At 57.0% G+C, this 17,232-nt stretch carries 17 protein-coding genes and 1 tRNA gene; 3 read left to right on the forward strand and 15 right to left on the reverse strand.

All coding sequences use genetic code 11. The annotated features are described in order from the left end of the window. Positions 1 to 59 precede the first annotated feature (59 nt). From rpoZ to PHAMO_RS06430, 6 genes are all read right to left on the reverse strand, one after another. Positions 60 to 458 (reverse strand): DNA-directed RNA polymerase subunit omega, encoded by a 399-nt coding sequence (gene rpoZ, locus PHAMO_RS06405; protein ID WP_002727571.1) that lies wholly within the window; start codon positions 456 to 458, stop codon positions 60 to 62. A 76-nt stretch (positions 459 to 534) separates the two neighbouring features. Next, positions 535 to 2,598: an ATP-binding protein gene (locus PHAMO_RS18380; RefSeq protein WP_002727573.1), complete on the reverse strand. Its 2,064-nt coding sequence runs from the start codon at positions 2,596 to 2,598 to the stop codon at positions 535 to 537. Further along, positions 2,595 to 3,329 (reverse strand): ABC transporter ATP-binding protein, encoded by a 735-nt coding sequence (locus tag PHAMO_RS06415; RefSeq protein WP_002727574.1) that lies wholly within the window; start codon positions 3,327 to 3,329, stop codon positions 2,595 to 2,597. Before PHAMO_RS06415 ends, PHAMO_RS18380 begins: the two co-directional genes overlap by 4 nt. Before the next feature lie 3 nt (positions 3,330 to 3,332). Continuing rightward, positions 3,333 to 4,163 carry an ABC transporter ATP-binding protein gene (locus PHAMO_RS06420; RefSeq protein WP_040566332.1) on the reverse strand — a complete coding sequence of 277 codons (831 nt, stop codon included), beginning with the start codon at positions 4,161 to 4,163 and terminating at the stop codon, positions 3,333 to 3,335. Continuing rightward, entirely contained in the window at positions 4,160 to 5,413 is a 1,254-nt protein-coding gene (gene livM, locus PHAMO_RS06425) for a high-affinity branched-chain amino acid ABC transporter permease LivM (protein WP_002727576.1), read from the reverse strand. The genes PHAMO_RS06420 and livM overlap by 4 nt, the downstream gene beginning before the upstream one ends. Before the next feature lie 4 nt (positions 5,414 to 5,417). Then, entirely contained in the window at positions 5,418 to 6,332 is a 915-nt protein-coding gene (locus PHAMO_RS06430; protein WP_002727577.1) for an ABC transporter permease subunit, read from the reverse strand. A gap of 185 nt (positions 6,333 to 6,517) precedes the next feature. Between PHAMO_RS06430 and PHAMO_RS06435 the strand changes: the two genes are divergently transcribed. Beyond that, positions 6,518 to 7,402, forward strand: coding sequence for a hypothetical protein (locus tag PHAMO_RS06435; RefSeq protein ID WP_002727579.1), 885 nt, complete (start codon positions 6,518 to 6,520; stop codon positions 7,400 to 7,402). 12 nt (positions 7,403 to 7,414) lie between these two features. On the opposite strand, the gene PHAMO_RS06440 is transcribed toward PHAMO_RS06435, so the two are convergent. After that, positions 7,415 to 7,783, reverse strand: coding sequence for a response regulator transcription factor (locus PHAMO_RS06440; protein WP_002727582.1), 369 nt, complete (start codon positions 7,781 to 7,783; stop codon positions 7,415 to 7,417). A 22-nt stretch (positions 7,784 to 7,805) separates the two neighbouring features. Continuing rightward, on the reverse strand, positions 7,806 to 8,159 hold the full coding sequence (gene erpA / locus PHAMO_RS06445) for an iron-sulfur cluster insertion protein ErpA (protein WP_002727584.1): 354 nt from the start codon (positions 8,157 to 8,159) through the stop codon (positions 7,806 to 7,808). Between the two features lie 456 nt (positions 8,160 to 8,615). Here erpA and PHAMO_RS06450 point away from each other — a divergent pair, with 456 nt between their 5' ends. Then, the gene (locus PHAMO_RS06450) at positions 8,616 to 9,008 is read left to right on the forward strand and encodes a hypothetical protein (protein ID WP_002727585.1); all 393 of its coding nucleotides are present in this window, start codon (positions 8,616 to 8,618) and stop codon (positions 9,006 to 9,008) included. A 118-nt stretch (positions 9,009 to 9,126) separates the two neighbouring features. Here PHAMO_RS06450 and PHAMO_RS06455 read toward each other — a convergent pair. The 7 genes from PHAMO_RS06455 to PHAMO_RS20295 all read right to left on the reverse strand — a co-directional run bounded on the left by PHAMO_RS06455 (position 9,127) and on the right by PHAMO_RS20295 (position 14,789). Further along, positions 9,127 to 9,203: transfer RNA gene (locus tag PHAMO_RS06455), tRNA-Arg, on the reverse strand. 154 nt (positions 9,204 to 9,357) lie between these two features. Then, entirely contained in the window at positions 9,358 to 9,666 is a 309-nt protein-coding gene (locus tag PHAMO_RS06460) for an ETC complex I subunit (RefSeq protein ID WP_002727587.1), read from the reverse strand. 330 nt (positions 9,667 to 9,996) lie between these two features. After that, the gene (locus PHAMO_RS06465; RefSeq protein WP_002727589.1) at positions 9,997 to 11,748 is read right to left on the reverse strand and encodes a flagellar hook-basal body complex protein; all 1,752 of its coding nucleotides are present in this window, start codon (positions 11,746 to 11,748) and stop codon (positions 9,997 to 9,999) included. A gap of 202 nt (positions 11,749 to 11,950) precedes the next feature. After that, on the reverse strand, positions 11,951 to 13,609 hold the full coding sequence (locus PHAMO_RS06470; protein ID WP_002727591.1) for a trypsin-like peptidase domain-containing protein: 1,659 nt from the start codon (positions 13,607 to 13,609) through the stop codon (positions 11,951 to 11,953). Beyond that, positions 13,610 to 13,906 (reverse strand): methyl-accepting chemotaxis protein, encoded by a 297-nt coding sequence (locus PHAMO_RS20180; RefSeq protein ID WP_002727593.1) that lies wholly within the window; start codon positions 13,904 to 13,906, stop codon positions 13,610 to 13,612. Positions 13,907 to 13,996: 90 nt separating this feature from the next. Further along, entirely contained in the window at positions 13,997 to 14,371 is a 375-nt protein-coding gene (locus tag PHAMO_RS20290; RefSeq protein ID WP_328285743.1) for an exodeoxyribonuclease III, read from the reverse strand. Beyond that, positions 14,340 to 14,789, reverse strand: coding sequence for an exodeoxyribonuclease III (locus PHAMO_RS20295; RefSeq protein WP_002727597.1), 450 nt, complete (start codon positions 14,787 to 14,789; stop codon positions 14,340 to 14,342). Before PHAMO_RS20295 ends, PHAMO_RS20290 begins: the two co-directional genes overlap by 32 nt. Positions 14,790 to 15,029: 240 nt before the next feature. Here PHAMO_RS20295 and PHAMO_RS18385 point away from each other — a divergent pair, with 240 nt between their 5' ends. Then, a complete protein-coding gene (locus PHAMO_RS18385; RefSeq protein ID WP_002727599.1) occupies positions 15,030 to 17,231 on the forward strand; it encodes an ABC transporter substrate-binding protein in 2,202 nt (733 codons plus the stop codon). The last annotated feature ends 1 nt before the right edge of the window (position 17,232 follow it).

Raw genomic sequence — 17,232 nt, forward strand, 5'->3', positions numbered from 1 at the left:
CCCTGGCTAAGACCGGCCTGCCAGAGCGGACCAGCCCCTCTTACCCCACCCCGGAAACGCTATTCTTCGTCCGGGCTTTCAATACCAACCAATTCGGGATCGGGATCGGTACCGTCTTCGTTGATCGACATGCCGTCTTCCAGCAATTCGTCTTCGTTGGCAACGGTCTCGAAGGCGAGATCGCTGTCGGCGACAAAGCCTTCCATCTCGTCCTCTTCCGGCTCGTCATTCTCGACGTGCTTTTGCAGCCCCTGGATCAGGGAATTTTGCAGAACATCAAGAACAACCGTATCCTCAGCGATTTCGCGCAGAGCGACTACCGGGTTCTTGTCATTGTCGCGGTCAAGAGTCAGCCGCGCGCCGCCGGAGATGTCACGGGCGCGCTGCCCGGCCATCAGAACCAGCTCAAAGCGGTTGGGAACCTTGAGAACACAATCTTCAACCGTGACACGAGCCATCGTCAAATTCCGCCATTAACTGCCCAAAAGGGAAGAGGGTTTATATAGACCTTTGGCCGACAAAAGCAAGCATGCCCTATATGGGGGTGGCTGGTGGTGGACTCAAGGTGAAGTGAAACGTCGTCCCGACACCGGGTTCCGATTCGACCCATAGGGTGCCACCATGACGCTCGACAATGCGTTTGCAAAGGGCAAGACCGATTCCGACGCCGGGAATGGCGCTGTGGGTATGCAGTCGTTTGAAGATCACAAAAATCTGATCGAGATAGGCCGCATCAATACCGATGCCGTTATCCTCAACCAGAAACTCCCACATATCACCCGCACGGCAGCTTGATACAGTGATCACCGAAACCCGAGTGCGGTCTCGGTATTTCAAGGCGTTACCGATCAAATTCTGAAAGAGCTGGATCAGTTGAACCTCGTCGGCGGCGACTACCGGCATAGATCCTGTATGGATGATCGCCCCACTTTCGGCAACCGCATTCGACAAATAGCCGAGTGCCACAGACAGCGCTCGACCAGAATCGACCTCATCGAAACCGCGACCAACAGAATCGACCCGCGAGAATTCCAGCAATCCCTCGACCAACCGCATCATCTGTTTGGCGGCATTGACAATAAATTCGACGAATTCAGATATTTCGTTGTCGCGAGAACCGTAACGCAATTCCAACAACTGAGCATAACGAACCAGAGTGTTCAACGGCTCACGCAGATCATGCGAAGCGGCATAGGCGAATCGCTCCAGATCGGTATTCGAACGGGTCAGGGCATCGATCGTGCGGGTCAGAGCATCGGCGCTCTCTTTCCGCTCTGTGATGTCACGCATCATCGCAAGCATCTGAGGGCCGGTGTCGTCGATGGTTACCCGGCGCAGATCGACCTCCACCCAAAACACATGGCCATCGCGATGGCGAGCCAGCCACTCCAGAACATGCGATTCTTCGGCGGTGCGGCGCAGACACGTAAGTGTTGCATCCCGATCATAGGGCGCATTGCCTTCGCTTAGGTCGGGAACAATCAGGGACGGGATCTCTTCAGAGGGATAGCCGAACATCTCGCGCATACTGCGATTGGCCATCCGGATCGCGCCGGTCTCGATATCGAAGATGATGATGGAATCGTTGATCGCATCGAAGATAGTCCGAAACCGGGCCTCGCTAATCGTCAGTCCATTTAGGGCCGAAGTCAATTCTCGCGTTTTAGCGGAAACTTGACGACGAAGCAACCCCACCCAAACCAATTGCAGCAATATAACGAGGCAGACTAGCCCCCCACCGAGAAGAATGTCCTGAATAATAGTATCGTCAATATTAGATACCAGCGATTTCCCCAGCCAATGTTCCTCTATCTTATTCCGTTCTTCTGGCGATATTAGGTTAAATCCTGCATTAACAACATCGCGGACATCCTCATTACCTTTGAGAACGACCCAATGGAACTGGCCAGAATAGAGCGGTTTCGATGCTCTGAACCGGCCTTCGAGCCCTTTTTTGATCAGATAGTATATTGCTGGCGGCCGATCGATACAGGCAACCTTGATCTCTCCTTGCGTTCCGGCATCGATTATCGCCTCATAACTGGGATACCGGCGAACGCTATCGATTCCGCGCATCGCCAGGAAATCGATACAGGCGTCACCATCCTTGACCCCGACAGAGAAGCCACGCAGCGTCGCGGCATCTTTGATACCTGACAGGCTGGCATCAAAGACGATAGAAACGTCGATGGTAGAGTAAGGCGTCGAGAAATCATAAATCTCGTCACGCGCCGAGGTCCAGAACGCCATATCGAGAACATCGGCTTCGCCGGCATTGAAACGTCGTTGCGCCTCGCCCCACTCCATGCCCAGCACCGTAACCGGAATCCCGGTGCGAGCCGACCATAGAGCCCAAAGATCGGGAACAATGCCCTGAATCTCGCCCTGCTCGTCGCGAAATGTGAATGGAGGATATGCATCATCAACAAGAACGCGCAGACGGCGTATCGCTGCGGTATGAACCGAAGTATTCGCAGGCGTTACATTGGCGGCATCTGCCGGAGACGCTCCGAATAATCCCAGCGACGGTATCAGCCCCAGTCCGATCAGAACGGCTCCAACAACCAGAGCGGTAACGATCCTGGGGATTGTCATCATAGATTGGGGTCCTCGGCTCCCCCAGCGCCGCCGTCAAGATAGTGTGCTCTGATCTCAGGATTGTTCAACAGCTCTGCACCTGATCCTGAGAGAGCGATCCGCCCGGTCACCATCACGTGGGCGCGGTGTGCCAACGACAAAGCGTGAAAAGCATTCTGCTCCACCAGCAGAACAGTAACACCCTGCTCCCTGTTAATTGTAGAGATGATATCGAAAATCTGACGAACAACCAAAGGCGCCAGACCTAGAGATGGCTCGTCGAGCAACAGCAGACGCGGCCGACTCATCAGCGCCCGCCCGATTGCCAGCATTTGCTGCTCCCCTCCCGATAGGGTGCCGCCACGCTGCTCCAATCGCTCACCAAGACGGGGAAACAGCTCCAAAACCCGATCGAGATCATCCTTGAAATGACGATCATCGACAATTGACGCGCCCATCCGCAGGTTTTCCAGTACGCTCATTCGCGGAAAGATCCGCCGCCCTTCAGGAGAATGAGCTAACCCTCTTCGTGCGATTTGATGGGTAGGAAGGGCGGTAATATCCTCGCCTGCTAAAATCACGCGCCCGGCGCTCGCACGAGGATTGCCGCAAATCGTCATCAGCAGAGTTGTCTTGCCGGCGCCATTAGCTCCGACGAGGGTGACGATCTCGCCTTCCCTGACGTCAATATCGATCCCGTGCAGAGCCTCGATCCGACCGTAGCCTGAATGCAATCCCTCGACGCGAAGCATAGGCTACCCCTCCGCGCCTGTGACGACGGCAGGTTCGTCCGGCTCACCGAGATAGGCTCTGATCACCGCCGGATTGCCCCGCACCTCGGCTGGGCTGCCCTCGGCGATGAGATTGCCATGATCCAGAACCACCACCCGATCAGAGATGCCCATAACCACACTCATATCGTGTTCGATTAGCAACAGGCCGATCCCTTCCTCGTCGCGGATACCGCGCAGCAATTGGTTAAGTTCGCCTGATTCACGGGGATTAAGCCCCGCAGCCGGTTCGTCCAGACACAACAGCAATGGGCGGGTACACATAGCCCGCGCGATTTCAAGTCGGCGCTGATGGCCATAGGGCAGCGAACCAGCCTCAGTATCGGCAAAAGATGTAAGACTGGTCCGATCCAGCCAATGGCGGGCCAAATCGATGGCCGCGTGTTCGGCCCGACGATAGCGACCCAGCCCCAGCAGCCCCGCGAGAGAAAACGCCGACGCCGCCATAAGAACCCGATGCTGGGCGACGATCAGGTTCTCAAGCACGCTCATCCGCGGGAACAGACGGATATTCTGGAACGTCCGTGCTACCCGTGCCTTGCGGGCGATAACATGGTCAGCCAACGTCTCGAGTCCCAACGCACTACCATCAGGATGGTGCAGAACCAATCGCCCAACCTGGGGGCGATAGAACCCGGTGATGCAATTGAACAACGTGGTCTTTCCAGCGCCATTGGGACCGATCACCGCAGTGATTTCCCCCTGCCCTGCCGAGAAAGACAGATCGCTGATCGCCGACAAACCGCCGAATCGCATCGTCAGCCCATGGACATCAAGGAGCGGCGGCGGCCTCATGCCCGTCCTCCCAATCTGATCGTCGGCGACCGTGAGGAGAGTAAGCCGCTTGGCTTCCATAGCATGATCAACACCATCGCCGCACCAAAGGCCAGCATCCGATACATTTGCAAGTCACGGAACCATTCCGGCAGACCGACCAGCAACAGCGCAGCAAGAACAATACCGATCTGGCTTCCCATTCCGCCCAGAACCACGATTGCCAGAATCATTGCAGATTCAATAAAAGTGAAGCTCTCGGGGCTGATAAAGCCCTGGCGGGTGGCAAAAAACGACCCAGCAAATCCGGCGAACATGGCGCCCAGGGCAAAGGCTGACAATTTGATCGTGGTTGGATTGATTCCCAACGAGCGACAGGCGATCTCGTCCTCACGCAACGCTTCCCACGCTCGGCCAACCGGAAGACGGCGGATGCGCAACGTGAAGAGGTTGGTCGCCAAAGCCAGGGCCAGGATCAGGAAATATAGGAAGATCACCCGGTGGTCGGCGGAATAATTAAGACCGAAGAACTCAGCAAAGCCTGTCTGCCCCTCGGGCGGAACCGCTTTGAACGACAGGCCGAACAAGCTCGGTCGCTCGATACCGGAAATGCCGATCGGACCACCTGTCAGATCTTGCCAGTTTTGCAGGACGATACGGATGATCTCACCAAAACCCAACGTGACAATGGCCAGATAATCGCCGCGCAATCTCAGAACAGGAAAGCCGAGAGCCAAGCCAAAAGCGGCGGCAAATAGCCCGGCCAGCGGTAAACAGACCCAGAAAGACAGGCCGAACGTCATGGACAGCAAGGCGTAGGAATAGGCTCCGACAGCATAAAAGGCGACAAAACCGAGGTCGAGAAGCCCGGCCAGCCCGACCACAATGTTCAGCCCCCAGCCCAGCATGATGTAAATCAGCACCATCGTCGCTTTATCGACCAGATTGCGGTCGGCAAAGGGGAGGAACGGCAAGACCAATGCGAACAGTGCCAGCGCCCAGCCAACCCCGAATCGGGTCCACTCGGGCGGTGGCGGCGGAACCGGCAGGCGGATCGAGAAATCTCTTATCCAGCGCCGGAACAAATCGATGATCAACCGCCCGCAGAATACCCCTCCGGCAGCCCAGGCAACCAGTTCAGGACGTCCGGACAAGGACAGGCCATTGGCCGAATCGACGAGACGCACCCCCAAAAGCGGCAAGGCGAGGAGCGCGGCGAGCAACGCCGCCAGAGCGGCGGAACGGATCAGAGGGGGGGATGAATCCTCCATTTCCTTAAACTTTCTCGACGTCAGGACGACCGAACAGGCCGGAGGGACGGAACAACAGAACTCCGACCAGGATCGCGAAGGTAGCGACATCCTTGTATTGGATCGAGAAGTAGGCGGACCATAAGGATTCGGTCAGGCCGATCAGCAACCCGCCCAACATTGCCCCAGGAAGAGAACCGATCCCGCCAAGAACAGCGGCGGTGAATGCTTTTATACCGGCAATAAATCCGATATAAAAATCGATCACACCATAATAAAGCGTTACCATCATCCCAGCAACACCAGCCAAAGCGGCACCAATGACGAATGTAGTCGAGACAACTCGATCGACATTGACACCCAACAGCGCCGCCATTTTCATATCCTGCTCGGTCGCGCGCTGTGCTCGCCCAAGCGAGGTCCGGGCGATTATCCAGGTGAACCCGACCATCAGAGTCAGGGTCAGCAGAAAGATGACAATCTGCAACCAACTGATGCTGAGAGCAATTTCCGCGCCCAAATCGAGGGTGATGCCACCCTGTATCACCGGGGGAAGCGGCTTGACGCGCGCACCTTGGGCAATTTGCACGAAATTCTGCAACAGGATCGATACCCCAATCGCAGAAATCAACGGTGCCAGTCGAGGTGCCCCGCGCAAGGGACGATAGGCCATCCGTTCGACCACCCACCCCCACAAGGCGGTGAACACCATGGTCACCAGTAGGGCGGCCAACAAAGCCAACGCGACAGAGCCGCCGCCAATACTTGAAAAAACAAGGTAGGCGATTAGCGAAATAAAAGCACCTAACATGTATATTTCGCCATGAGCGAAATTAATCATGCCGATGATTCCATAGACCATCGTATAGCCAAGGGCGATCAAACCGTAGATTGCACCAAGAGTCAGGCCATTAATCACTTGCTGGAAGAAATATTCCATCCGCACCCCAGTGCTTGCGACCCGGATCGGGCCAGCCTAATCAAAACTACTCACAGGGCTGCGCCTGTCAACCGCGAACACAGTCAACGGCGTCATCCACCGTTGCCCTGCATGCTTTTTAATCAGGGCGCGCAAGCTGTCTGATACACTCGCAGCAACGCGCAGAGTGTAGAAGGGAGGGCGTCATGGCGCAGTCGCAACCGACCGACGACGTTATCCGCATTCGTATCGATACGACCAGGGCGGTCGATGCCTTCCTCTGCCTTCTGGCGGAACAGGCGGCGGAGGGAGAGACCCGTGAACCGGCCAATCCGGCTGCAACGGCGATCTGGCGGGAACTGGCTCCATTCAGGCTGGTCGAATACGCCTATATTGACGAATCTGTTGGCCCGATCGACGGAGCGTATGTCGGCTTTCCGAATGGAATGTTGTACGCGGTCGAAGAGGACATTCCCGATCGGGCGGTCACAGATCTTATCTCGGCGGGAGAGCACCGCCTTAGCGCCCTACCACCTCTATATGTCTACGTACCATTGCGTCAGCCGATTGGAATTCGGGCGATTGAATCGTTCCTGACCGAACTGTCCGCCCATATCGGGCATTCCCTTGTCGGCGTGCTGCCGGATTCAGATGAACGAATGGTGGCTCGGGTGTTCGACTCAGAAGGAACACGAGCGGCGACAGCGGAAACTGACCGCCATCTTGGTAAAAGAGACATCTTAGAACGTTTCGGCGCCCGCAGCCGTCGGTCTGATGGTCGAGCCTATGCCGTATTGACACTCTCCTTTGCCCGCCACGTTCTGGAGTTCGCCAATACGAAAGAGCGCGATGCCTTCATCGTCTGGTCGCATTATCTGTGCGACTGGATTTTTGCTAATGGCGGAGATGCCGCCGCACTGGGGTTTGCAGAACTCTGTCGCCCAGCCGAAATTGCCCCAGCGCCCGATAACGGTTGCACCACAGTACGTCTGGGCCTCGTATTTCCACCGATTCCGGCTCCTCCCGAAGGCATGCGGGAGGCGTGGATCGTTATCTTGCGCGCCATCGGTGGAAGCGCGACCAGACCGTAAACCTATTTGACATCAGGCTGCGGCTTCGATCGCCCCCAGCAGGGCATCGACTTCAAACGGCTTTTCCAGTACCGCGACGGCACCGAGACGGCTAGCTGTTTCGAGTCCCTGAGCCTTGTCCAGTCGAGCGCTGCCACCCGATATGGCAATGATCCGGGCATCGGGTAGCATCGTCTGGAGTTCCAGAATAGTCTGGATACCATCCATTTCCGGCATGATGATGTCCGTCACGATAATATCGAATTGACTTCCTTCGGCGACGATTTCAACCGCGATCAGGCCGTTATCGGCCGTAACGATCTCGTGGCCGACCGCGCTCAACACGTCAATTAATGAATCGCGCATCAGCTTAGTGTCTTCAACGATCAGAATACGGCTCATGAATTTTCTACTTCGGGCGTGGTCAGACCGTAAAGGAATTACCACAGCCACAAGTGGCTGTAGCATTGGGATTGGTAATTTGGAATGACGAGCCGATCAAATCATCAACGAAATCGACAACAGCACCATTCAAAAGATCGAGCGATGCCTCGTCAATGACAAGGGAGATACCCCGCTCATCAAACACTTTGTCGTCGTCATTTACGGCGTCATCAAGGGTAATTCCGTACTGAAAGCCAGAACACCCCCCTCCTGAAACCGAGAGACGCAACTTTAGTCCCGGCTTCGCTTCAGCCTCGATCAGAGTGCGCACGCGTGCAGCGGCGCTTTCAGTCACGCCGACTCGAGCATTGGAGAGCGAAAGGGCTTCGGTCATACGGCACCTCGGGGGGACAGAACCAATCCCAGGCACCCTAGCACCAAACCCTCGGGCGGGGAAAGAGGGGGTTGAGACATCTTTTACCCCCTTGCGAAAGCCCTGTTCGAACGGTAGTTTTGCGGGCAACGCCGGGTTAGCTCAGTTGGTAGAGCAACCGCCTTGAAAAGTTACGAGTGCCTTGGGGGAAACCCCGAGAGTAGAACCGCCCAAATTCGGGGAAAGCTACCGCCTTCGACTGAAGGCCACGCCAATCCCGAGCCAAGCCCCATCATAGGGGAAGGTGTAGAGACTAGACGGGTGGCACCTAAAGCCCCAGTGGCAACGGTGAAGGGATAGTCCAGCCCACGAACGTAAGGCGGCGAAAGCCGAAGTGGGACGGTAAGCGGTAGGTCGTCAGTTCGAGTCTGACACCCGGCACCATCAACCAACATCTCACCGCCGCCAATTCGACTAATGTGTACGGCTGCGGAAGGCGCGAATGCGCCACCGCCGAAATCAGGTCAACCGAGCAAGCAGACCTTCCGACAAGAAAAAGCGATTGGTGAGCCGAAAGCGCACACCGTTCTATCCAAAAACGACTGCGTCGCTACAGCATCCAGCGGTGATCGAGACGGTCGGATTGTCCAGGTCTGGGACACCCGATCCGAGACCGACTCGGAGCGCAAGACGCGGATCAATACCCCGCTCCGGGCTGCGCTGGCCGAGATCGACGCGGCACCGGTGCGGCCGGCCGCTCCGGGCCGGTGCTGGCCGCCCAAGCCGCCGGGACGGCTCCCGCTGCCGATGACGGTGGCGCGGCTGACCGAACTCGATTCCCAGGCCGCCGCTCTGCGGCTGGTGTCGTGATGCCACTCGCAACCAGATCAGAAATCACTGACGTTTTGTCAACCGCCCGGCTTCCAAGAGGCGGGGGCGGATTTGAGACCGCTGGCTTTGGCGGGAATCCTGAGATCTTGGAGGATGGTGGCGCGCCCAGCAGGATTCGAACCTGCGACATCTCGCTTAGAAGGCGAGTGCTCTATCCAACTGAGCTATGGGCGCCTGTGCCGTTCCATCAATTTGGCGGGTGTTTTTAAGACTAACCGCCCGTTTGTTCCACAAATTTTTCGGCATAGAGGCTTAGATTTTACCCTCGCCTCTCTTTCATCCGACAGCCTGGCCCACCCCGCTTGAGCCAAGGAGACCCATTCAGAATTTAGAACCGGCCAAACTCCCGCTTGTCACTGCGGAAATTATCCGCATAGGACTTGGGTTTCTGCCTGCGAGGCAGCTCGTTGTCAACCCGATAGTCGAGTCCTTTGCGTCTGGCAAACGCAACCGCCTCGTCCCGGCTGGCAAAGGTCAGTCGAATTTGAGTAGCGGTGTCGCCTGAACCGGACCACCCCATCAAAGCGTCAGGCAGCTTCGCCTCAGTCGGTTCGGCCTCCAGCACCCAGTTCCGAGCACTCCCCCCCGGCCCCGACTGCATCGCCGACTTACTGGGCCGATAGATGCGAACCTGCATGGCTCCAAGCCTCCATTTACACTGTCTTGACGGCACCCTAGCAGACCTGCGCCCGCTACGAAAGCCCACGCGGACAGGCTTTTCGCCGAGTTGACAGCGACAAGCTCGAACGGCAATACCAGACTGATCAGGATCAAATACACCGACCGCCTGACCGACGAGGGACCTTGAGTCCCCGGTCGGCAGCACGTCGGAAACCTCTCGCATGCCGAGGCACGCAATAATGAGGCGATAAGTCAGCGGACCTAGACTTTTATCATTCTGCTTCCGTCAAGCCCTGAATATTTCAAGTATCAGGAAAGCGGAACCCAAAACCGATATTTCGAACCTCTATTTGTATAGATCGCGAGCAACTGTTGTCATTTCGTCAGCGGTCTTGAACACGGTAGCGTTCATCGAATAGGCCTTCTGAGTCACGATCATCCGGGTAAATTCGTCGGCCAGATCGACGTTCGAGGCTTCGACTGCCGATGCTGCGATCTGATTGCCACCACCTTGCTTCGCAATTTCGGCAATGCTCAAGGTCCCGGCATTGGCAGTTCGCTGGAACACCGTTCCCGAGGCTGCATTAAGCTGATCGGCAGCAGTAAACGTCGCCACAGGCACCATGGCCAGAGTCCGGGTCCGTCCATTGCTGAAATGAGCGATCAACTCACCTTTCGTATTGAACGATGCAGAATCCATCACTCCGGATGTATAGCCGTCCTGGTCCAGGCTTTTGATGTCGATCTTTCCGGCCTTGGCTCCAACGTATTGGGTCATCTTCGAGGTGTCGATCGTGATGGTATTGCTTCCCGGCGACGTCGTCGCGTTCGAGCTTCCCGTCGTGTTCCATTTAATTGAGAAGTTAATTGAGCTCGGAGACTGAATTCCACCAGCCCCATTAAAAGTGACAGGCACTGAATCGCCCGAACTATTTGGTCCGATCGCGGTTAGCGTGAAATCCTTCCCGGAATGAACCCGAACATTCCATTGCCCATTCGCCTGTTTTTCGAAGAAAACAGGCACTGTTCTTGAGTCGTAGTTGTTGTCAAACACGGTAAGCGCCAGGGGCGTCTCATTGACGGTTGGGGACATTATCGCCTGCCCCCCACTCGGCGGGTTGCTACCCAGATAGATCGTCTTCGACGGCGCGGCAACGCCGCCAAACGAAATGCCCACAGATTGACTTGCTGGGACCGCAGTGACATTGCCACTCGAATCGGTGGTCAATGTCACGTTCGAAATCGTCGAGGGAGTAATGGTGGCATTGGCCGAAGCAGGCAGGGAATAACTGAGAGACCACGTATTCCCGTTGCTCCTCTGCCAATTGACGGTCAGAGGAAGCGGATTACCTGAGAGGTCATTGACCCAAGCGTCTTGTGTGAACGTCTGATTGGGGGGAGTCGTCGAGGCGTCCGCCGGAATGTTAACGACCGGCTGGATTGTGGTGGTGACGGCTCCGTTGATCTTCTGTCCGGGGGTTGTGTAGATCGGGACCAGAGTCTGCGGAGCTCCAGAAGATGCGGTCGTTCCAGCCGCTGGAATTTGAGAGACGGCGCTCGTGGACACGCCGGCGATACGCCCCTCAGAATCGGCCATCCACCCCATCAAAAACTGCCCACCGGCCGTCTTGAAATAGGTCTTATCTGCGGTAGCGCTTGAACTCGTCGCAGTCGAATCACCATAAGTCGTAAACCCGCCTGCGCGAGTGTATTGAATATTTCTCTCGTCTGTTACGCTGAGGCCGGTCTGCGGTTTGCCATTGGCATCGGGCTGGGAAACGATAAAGAACCCACGCCCATTGATGCCAAGATCTGTCCAATTGGAGGTCGGTGTCAGCAATCCCTGCTGGGTGATGGCATAACGATTGACCGCAGTAACACCAAATATGTCAGTGCCTGTCGTCGCCGTGGACTTGCCAGCGCTGTTATTCGTGTTGGTGGGAGAAGAATGAGATTCTGACAAGACGGTCTTGAACTGGGTGTCCAGCCGCTTGTAACCAGTTGTGTTCACATTGGCGATGTTCTGGGAGATGCTCCCCATCGCTCCATCCATCGCCTGCATCGCACCGCTGGCATTCGTTAAAGCACCCCATACCATCGACGCCTCCATTCCCAGCGGAACACACTTTAAATTCCGTAGGGATGAATGCAAGGGGCGGGCCACACCACATTGGACAGCAAAACCGCCTTATACGGTCGCCGTGAAAAAATCAGGCGGGAAAAAATGATGCTCAGACAAAAAAATTAGCCGGGAACCCGGCAGGAAATTCCCTCCCGGCAGTTCCTGCCGGGAATAAGGATCAATCGATCCGGCACTGGATGAAGACGGTAACCCGCTTGATCCGTTCGCCAACATCAGCAGCAGAGCCAACCGGACCGGCAGCGGCCGTTTCATAACGAATGGAATTGCTATCCAGGAAGCGGCGGGCAATATCGGCCTTGATCGCGAAATTGATATTCTGCGGCAGATCGCCGGTTTGCCCGGCGATTTTCATCGCGTTCAGCTTCGAGGAAACTACCCCGACGATAGTACCACTCATGTCGACCAATGGACCGCCGGAATTGCCTTTTTGTACCGGAGCCGTGATCTGGTAATGGCGGGCATCACCGCGCAATCCCGCCATGGCGCTGATCACCCCCGCCGTGATGTTGGCTTCACGCGACAACAAAGACGAAAGCGGAAATCCGATCACCACCACTTCGTCCCCCGAACGCAGAGGGCGGTCGGCACGAAAGCGCCCAACGTCGTCTCCGCGCAACGATGTCTTCAGCGCCGCAAGATCGTCAGTGGTGTTCTTGGCCTGAAGGGTGGCTGGAATCGCCTGACCATCTGCGGCCGTAACGCTGATCGAGCGACAGGATTCGACAACATGCGCATTGGTCAGCACCGTACCATCGCGTCCAATCACAAAGCCGGTCCCGGTCGCCATACGGCCGCGACCACGCCCATCGACGGAAACGGGAGGACTAACCTTCTCCGGCGAAGCCTGATCAGCAGGCGGGGGCGCCGCCGCCGACACTCCCCCCGGTCCGTTCTGACCGGGTTTCCAGTTCGCCAGACGTGCGCGGGTCTGGGCCAAATCTTGCGGTGACAGACGAGCACCAACCCCATCGCGATCGCGGAGGTAGGCGGTCTTAAGGTTCGCGGGAGCGCGATCCCCCCCAACGGATAGCCAGAAATAAGCCTCGGGCAGATTCACAGCCAATCCGTTGCCGACCGCCAGCATCGCACCAAGGTTATGGGCTGCCTGGGGATGCCCCCGTTCGGCGGCACGGCGGAACCAGATAGCGGCCTCGGACGGATTCTTAGCCACCCCCTCCCCGGTCAACAACGCGACCCCCAAAATGAACTGCGCCACGGGGCGGCCTGCTTCGGCGGCAGCGCGAGCGTCAACCACGGCCCGAGCCCGATCGATCGGCATGGAACGACCGTTCCATCGCAGTTCCGCCATTTTCTCCAAACTGGGGGGATAAGCTTTTTCGGCGGCACTGCGGAAATAACCTACACCCCGAGCTTCGTCGCGGGGAACCTCGACGCCCTCGTAATAAAGCTCACCCAAAGCGTTAAGACTTTCGGGAACGCCGCGATCGGCGGCACGCCCCAGCCAGTCCAAAGCCTTGGCGACGTCCTTGGGAACCCCCCGACCCAACAGGTACGCGGTCCCCAACCAATGTTGCCCCAACGGATTGCCCGAAGCGGCGGCGGCAGTCAGCAACCGCAAGGCCTCGGCATCGTCACGGGGAACACCGCCCAGACCGAGAAACAGAATCTGCCCCAGCCTGGCCATGGCAGAGGCATTTCCCTCTGCGGCCAGGGGACGATACTCGGCGGCGGCGGCGGCAAAGTCGCGACGTTGCCAAGCCGCCTGCCCCTCTTCCCATCCGGCGAACACTGCCCCGGCGGGCAACAATCCGGCCAAAATGGCAAGAATGGTCCGGGCATATCTCGGTGCAACCATCTATCGCTGCGACTCGGCTCGCATATTGTGGGCAAGACGGCTCAGTTCCTCGACCGCAGCCCCCATTTCCGCCTCAAGCGTCTGAGTGATGCCGTCGATGCTCTCCGAAACGTGTTTCACCTCTCCGGCAACGACGGCGAAGCCCTTTCCGGCTTCACCGGCACGGGCGGCTTCGATCAGGGCGTTCAGCGCCAGGATCCGAGTGGTGCCGGTGACCTTTTTGATCTCTTCGACCTTACGCGACACCACATCGGCAAGAGCGGCAGTGAGTTCAATAATACGATCCTGGTCGGACATGATGGTCTCCGCACGGAGGGTTTCATTGCAGTGTACGGTCGGCAAGGCTGGTGGGCAATTCGGTATTCGCTGGGCGGTGCCGGTTTCACTTCATCGACTTGTTTTACGTCGCTCGATATCGATCCAGACCGGGGTGTGATCGCTGGCCCAATCACCTCCTCGCGGGCCGCGATCGATGCCTGCGGCGCAAAGCCGGTCGGCCGCGCTCGGAGACAGCAAAAGATGATCGATCCGCAACCCATGATCACGGTTCCACGCCCCCCCTTTGTAATCCCACCAACTGTAATGGCCCGCCTCGGGGTGCAAGGCTCGGAAAGAATCAAGATAACCAAGAAAAATCAACTCACGAAAGGCCCTGCGCGTTTCGAGACGACACAGAGCGTCGGCGCGCCACGCGGCCGGATCGCAGACATCTACATCAGCGGGACAGACATTATAATCCCCCCCCCAGCACGACAGGCAGATCCCCTGTCAGGACATCGCGGGCGCGGGCGGTCAGACGTCGCATCCAGTCCAGCTTGTACACGTATTTCCCCCCCGGAACGGGGTTGCCGTTGGGCAGGTATAGCGACACCACCCGAATTCCGTCGATGATAGCCTCAAGATAGCGGGCCTGAGGATCACTCTCATCGCCGGGCAATCCCCGGACCACAGATTCTGCTGGCTGGCGCGACAGAATGGCGACGCCATTGAACGTCTTCTGTCCATGGAATACGACATGAAAGCCCGCAGCCTCGATTTCCGCTCGGGGAAAATCAACGTCTTGGCATTTCGTCTCCTGGAGAAGAAGGATATCTGGATTAGAGCTACTCAACCATTCGAGCAAAGCCGGAAGACGCACTCGGATCGAGTTTACATTCCATGTCGCGATTCTGATACTCACGCAGCCACCCCTGTTCTGTAATAATTTTTTGATAAACTCGTTGTGTTCGCCATCATTCAAGGCGATATTCGCCACAATTAGAATCAGTTCGCCACATTTCGGCCGCTAGACGCCTGACGAAAAGGACCCGAGGGTGTGGTTTAGGCACAGCGACTATAACCGCATGATCCCAGCGACAGCCCTTTGGGGTCCGCCTGGAGAGATGGACAGTACCGCATTTCAATTCAACGGCTTGTCGGCATGAATCGCGTTTTCTTCCCCAGTGCTGCCGCAGTTGCGATCTGTGTCCTCGCCACCATTGCGGCACCAGCCATTGCCGAAACACCCACCCCCCCATCACACCCGATCCATCTTCAACTGAAATGGCGGCACCAATTCCAGTTCGCAGGCTACTACGCCGCGATTGAGAAGGGGTATTTTGCCGCTGAAGGTCTTACGGTCGATCTGATCGAAGGCGGGGCGGGAACAAATGGTGCCTTGGACGTCTCGACGGGCAAGGCCGATTTTGCGATTAGCTCCCCCAGTGTGCTGCTCGAACGCAACCGCGGCCTGCCGGTGGTAGCGGTGGCGGCAGTGTTTCAACACTCACCCCTGGTATTGTTGGTTCGACGCAACAGCGGCTTCGACACTCCCCAATCGCTGGGCGGTCGGCGGGTAATGCTGGGCGGACGCGACGGAACCGACGATTCCGAAATCCTGGCGATGTTCGCAGCCGAAGGGATGACCAAGCAACCGGTTGTTCTTCTGCCGCATAGCGGTAATTTCTCCGACCTGATGGAAGGTCGTGTCGATGCGATGTCGTCTTACAGCACCGACATCCAAGAAACTCAGAAAGCAGGAGAGTTGCTTCGTCCTCGCCAATACGGCATCGATTTTTATGGCGACATCCTTATTACCAGCCTCTCCCTTGCTACCAATCAGCCTAACATGGTCAGGGCCTTTAAACGTGCGAGCCTGCGGGGATGGCAATACGCCCTGGCGCACCCAGAAGAACTTACCGACTTGATCCGTGCCCGCTACGCTCCGGAAGAAAGCCGCGAACATCTCTTGGGCGAAGCGGCGGCGATGCGTGAATTGATCCTGCCCGAATTAGTTGAAATCGGGCATATGAACCGAGGACGATGGACCCATATCGGCGAAACCTACGCGATGCTTGGCCTCCTTAGGCCTGACTGGACCCTGGACCGGTTTTTGTTCTCTGATATCGAAGAGGAGCTACACAACAGCTCCAACACTTGGATCATGGTTGGGAGCATCGCCGGATTTGCCCTTTTCCTGATTGCCATCCTATTGGCAGGCTTCGTCGCCCGGTTACGCATCCTGGTACACCGCCGAAACCGAGAGCTTGCCGCCAGCGAAGAGCAGTTCCGCGCCATCTTCGACAGCGTTAACGATGCGATCTTTCTTCAGGCTCCCGAAGATGGCGCGATCCTGGCCGTCAATCAGCGGATGTGTGAGCTGTTCGGCTACCGGCAGGAAGAATTGTTGGATCTTTCCATCGGCGATCTTGGCCTGGATGGTAAGAGCGGTGGCCGCACCGATATCGGGCATTGGCTTGCCAAGGCCCGCAGCGACCGCCCACACCTGTTCGAGTGGCGGGTGCGGGCCAAAGATGGTCACGGTTTCTGGGTAGAGATCAGCCTACGTCAGGCTCGGATCGGCGGAGAAGATCTCCTTTTAGTAGTAGCAAGAGATATTTCAGCCCGCAAGGAGGTGGAAGAGAAACTGCGCCGGACGATTGAGGATCTGGTCAGTTCCAATAGCGATCTCGAACGCTTTGCCTATGTCTCTTCCCACGACTTGCAAACCCCGCTCCGGAATGTCGTCAGCTATGCCCAACTTTTGGACCGACGCTATCGCGGCAAGCTTGACGCCGACGCCGATGAATTCATCGGCTTTATTGTAGACAACACCCGCCACATGTCTGAACTGATCAACGACCTGCTTGATTATACCCGTGTCGGGCGGCCGTCTCTGCCGCTGGTTCCGGTTGATGCCCGCCGCCCCGTCGAACAAGCTGTCGCACTGCTGCGCCCTGAGATCGAAGCGTGCGGGGCAAAAATCATGGTCAAGGAGATGCCTCGGGTGATGGCAGACGAAGCGCAGATGGTCAGCCTGATGCAAAACCTGATCGGTAATGCCCTAAAATACCGCCATCCAGACCGGAAACCAGAAATCAAAATCGAAGCCGTACCCCATCTTGGGGCGATGTGGTGCTTTGCCGTTCAAGACAATGGCGTCGGCATCGAAAAACAATACTTTGCCAAGATCTTCGAAATTTTCCAGCGCCTCTATCCTGATCATAAATCGTCTGGAACAGGTATCGGTCTGGCGCTGTGTCAGCGGATTATTCACCGCTTCGGCGGCGACATTTGGGTGGAATCAATACCGGGGGTGGGGACGACGTTCTTGTTCACCCTACCGGCCGCGCCGGAATTATAGG

It is taken from the genome of Magnetospirillum molischianum DSM 120 (assembly GCF_000294655.1).
Taxonomy (GTDB): Bacteria; Pseudomonadota; Alphaproteobacteria; order Rhodospirillales; family Magnetospirillaceae; genus Phaeospirillum; species Phaeospirillum molischianum.

Bases quoted from the DNA above. Each gene is read 5' to 3' on its own strand.
- PHAMO_RS06435 (WP_002727579.1), top strand. From the start codon at position 6,518: ATGGCGCAGTCGCAACCGACCGACGACGTTATCCGCATTCGTATCGAT.
- rpoZ (WP_002727571.1), bottom strand. From the start codon at position 458: ATGGCTCGTGTCACGGTTGAAGATTGTGTTCTCAAGGTTCCCAACCGC.
- PHAMO_RS06450 (WP_002727585.1), top strand. From the start codon at position 8,616: ATGTGTACGGCTGCGGAAGGCGCGAATGCGCCACCGCCGAAATCAGGT.
- PHAMO_RS06460 (WP_002727587.1), bottom strand. From the start codon at position 9,666: ATGCAGGTTCGCATCTATCGGCCCAGTAAGTCGGCGATGCAGTCGGGG.
- erpA (WP_002727584.1), bottom strand. From the start codon at position 8,159: ATGACCGAAGCCCTTTCGCTCTCCAATGCTCGAGTCGGCGTGACTGAA.
- PHAMO_RS06430 (WP_002727577.1), bottom strand. From the start codon at position 6,332: ATGGAATATTTCTTCCAGCAAGTGATTAATGGCCTGACTCTTGGTGCA.
- PHAMO_RS20180 (WP_002727593.1), bottom strand. From the start codon at position 13,906: ATGTCCGACCAGGATCGTATTATTGAACTCACTGCCGCTCTTGCCGAT.
- PHAMO_RS18385 (WP_002727599.1), top strand. From the start codon at position 15,030: ATGAATCGCGTTTTCTTCCCCAGTGCTGCCGCAGTTGCGATCTGTGTC.
- PHAMO_RS06415 (WP_002727574.1), bottom strand. From the start codon at position 3,329: ATGCTTCGCGTCGAGGGATTGCATTCAGGCTACGGTCGGATCGAGGCT.
- PHAMO_RS06470 (WP_002727591.1), bottom strand. From the start codon at position 13,609: ATGGTTGCACCGAGATATGCCCGGACCATTCTTGCCATTTTGGCCGGA.
- PHAMO_RS06420 (WP_040566332.1), bottom strand. From the start codon at position 4,163: ATGAGGCCGCCGCCGCTCCTTGATGTCCATGGGCTGACGATGCGATTC.
- PHAMO_RS06440 (WP_002727582.1), bottom strand. From the start codon at position 7,783: ATGAGCCGTATTCTGATCGTTGAAGACACTAAGCTGATGCGCGATTCA.
- PHAMO_RS18380 (WP_002727573.1), bottom strand. From the start codon at position 2,598: ATGATGACAATCCCCAGGATCGTTACCGCTCTGGTTGTTGGAGCCGTT.
- PHAMO_RS06465 (WP_002727589.1), bottom strand. From the start codon at position 11,748: ATGGTATGGGGTGCTTTAACGAATGCCAGCGGTGCGATGCAGGCGATG.
- livM (WP_002727576.1), bottom strand. From the start codon at position 5,413: ATGGAGGATTCATCCCCCCCTCTGATCCGTTCCGCCGCTCTGGCGGCG.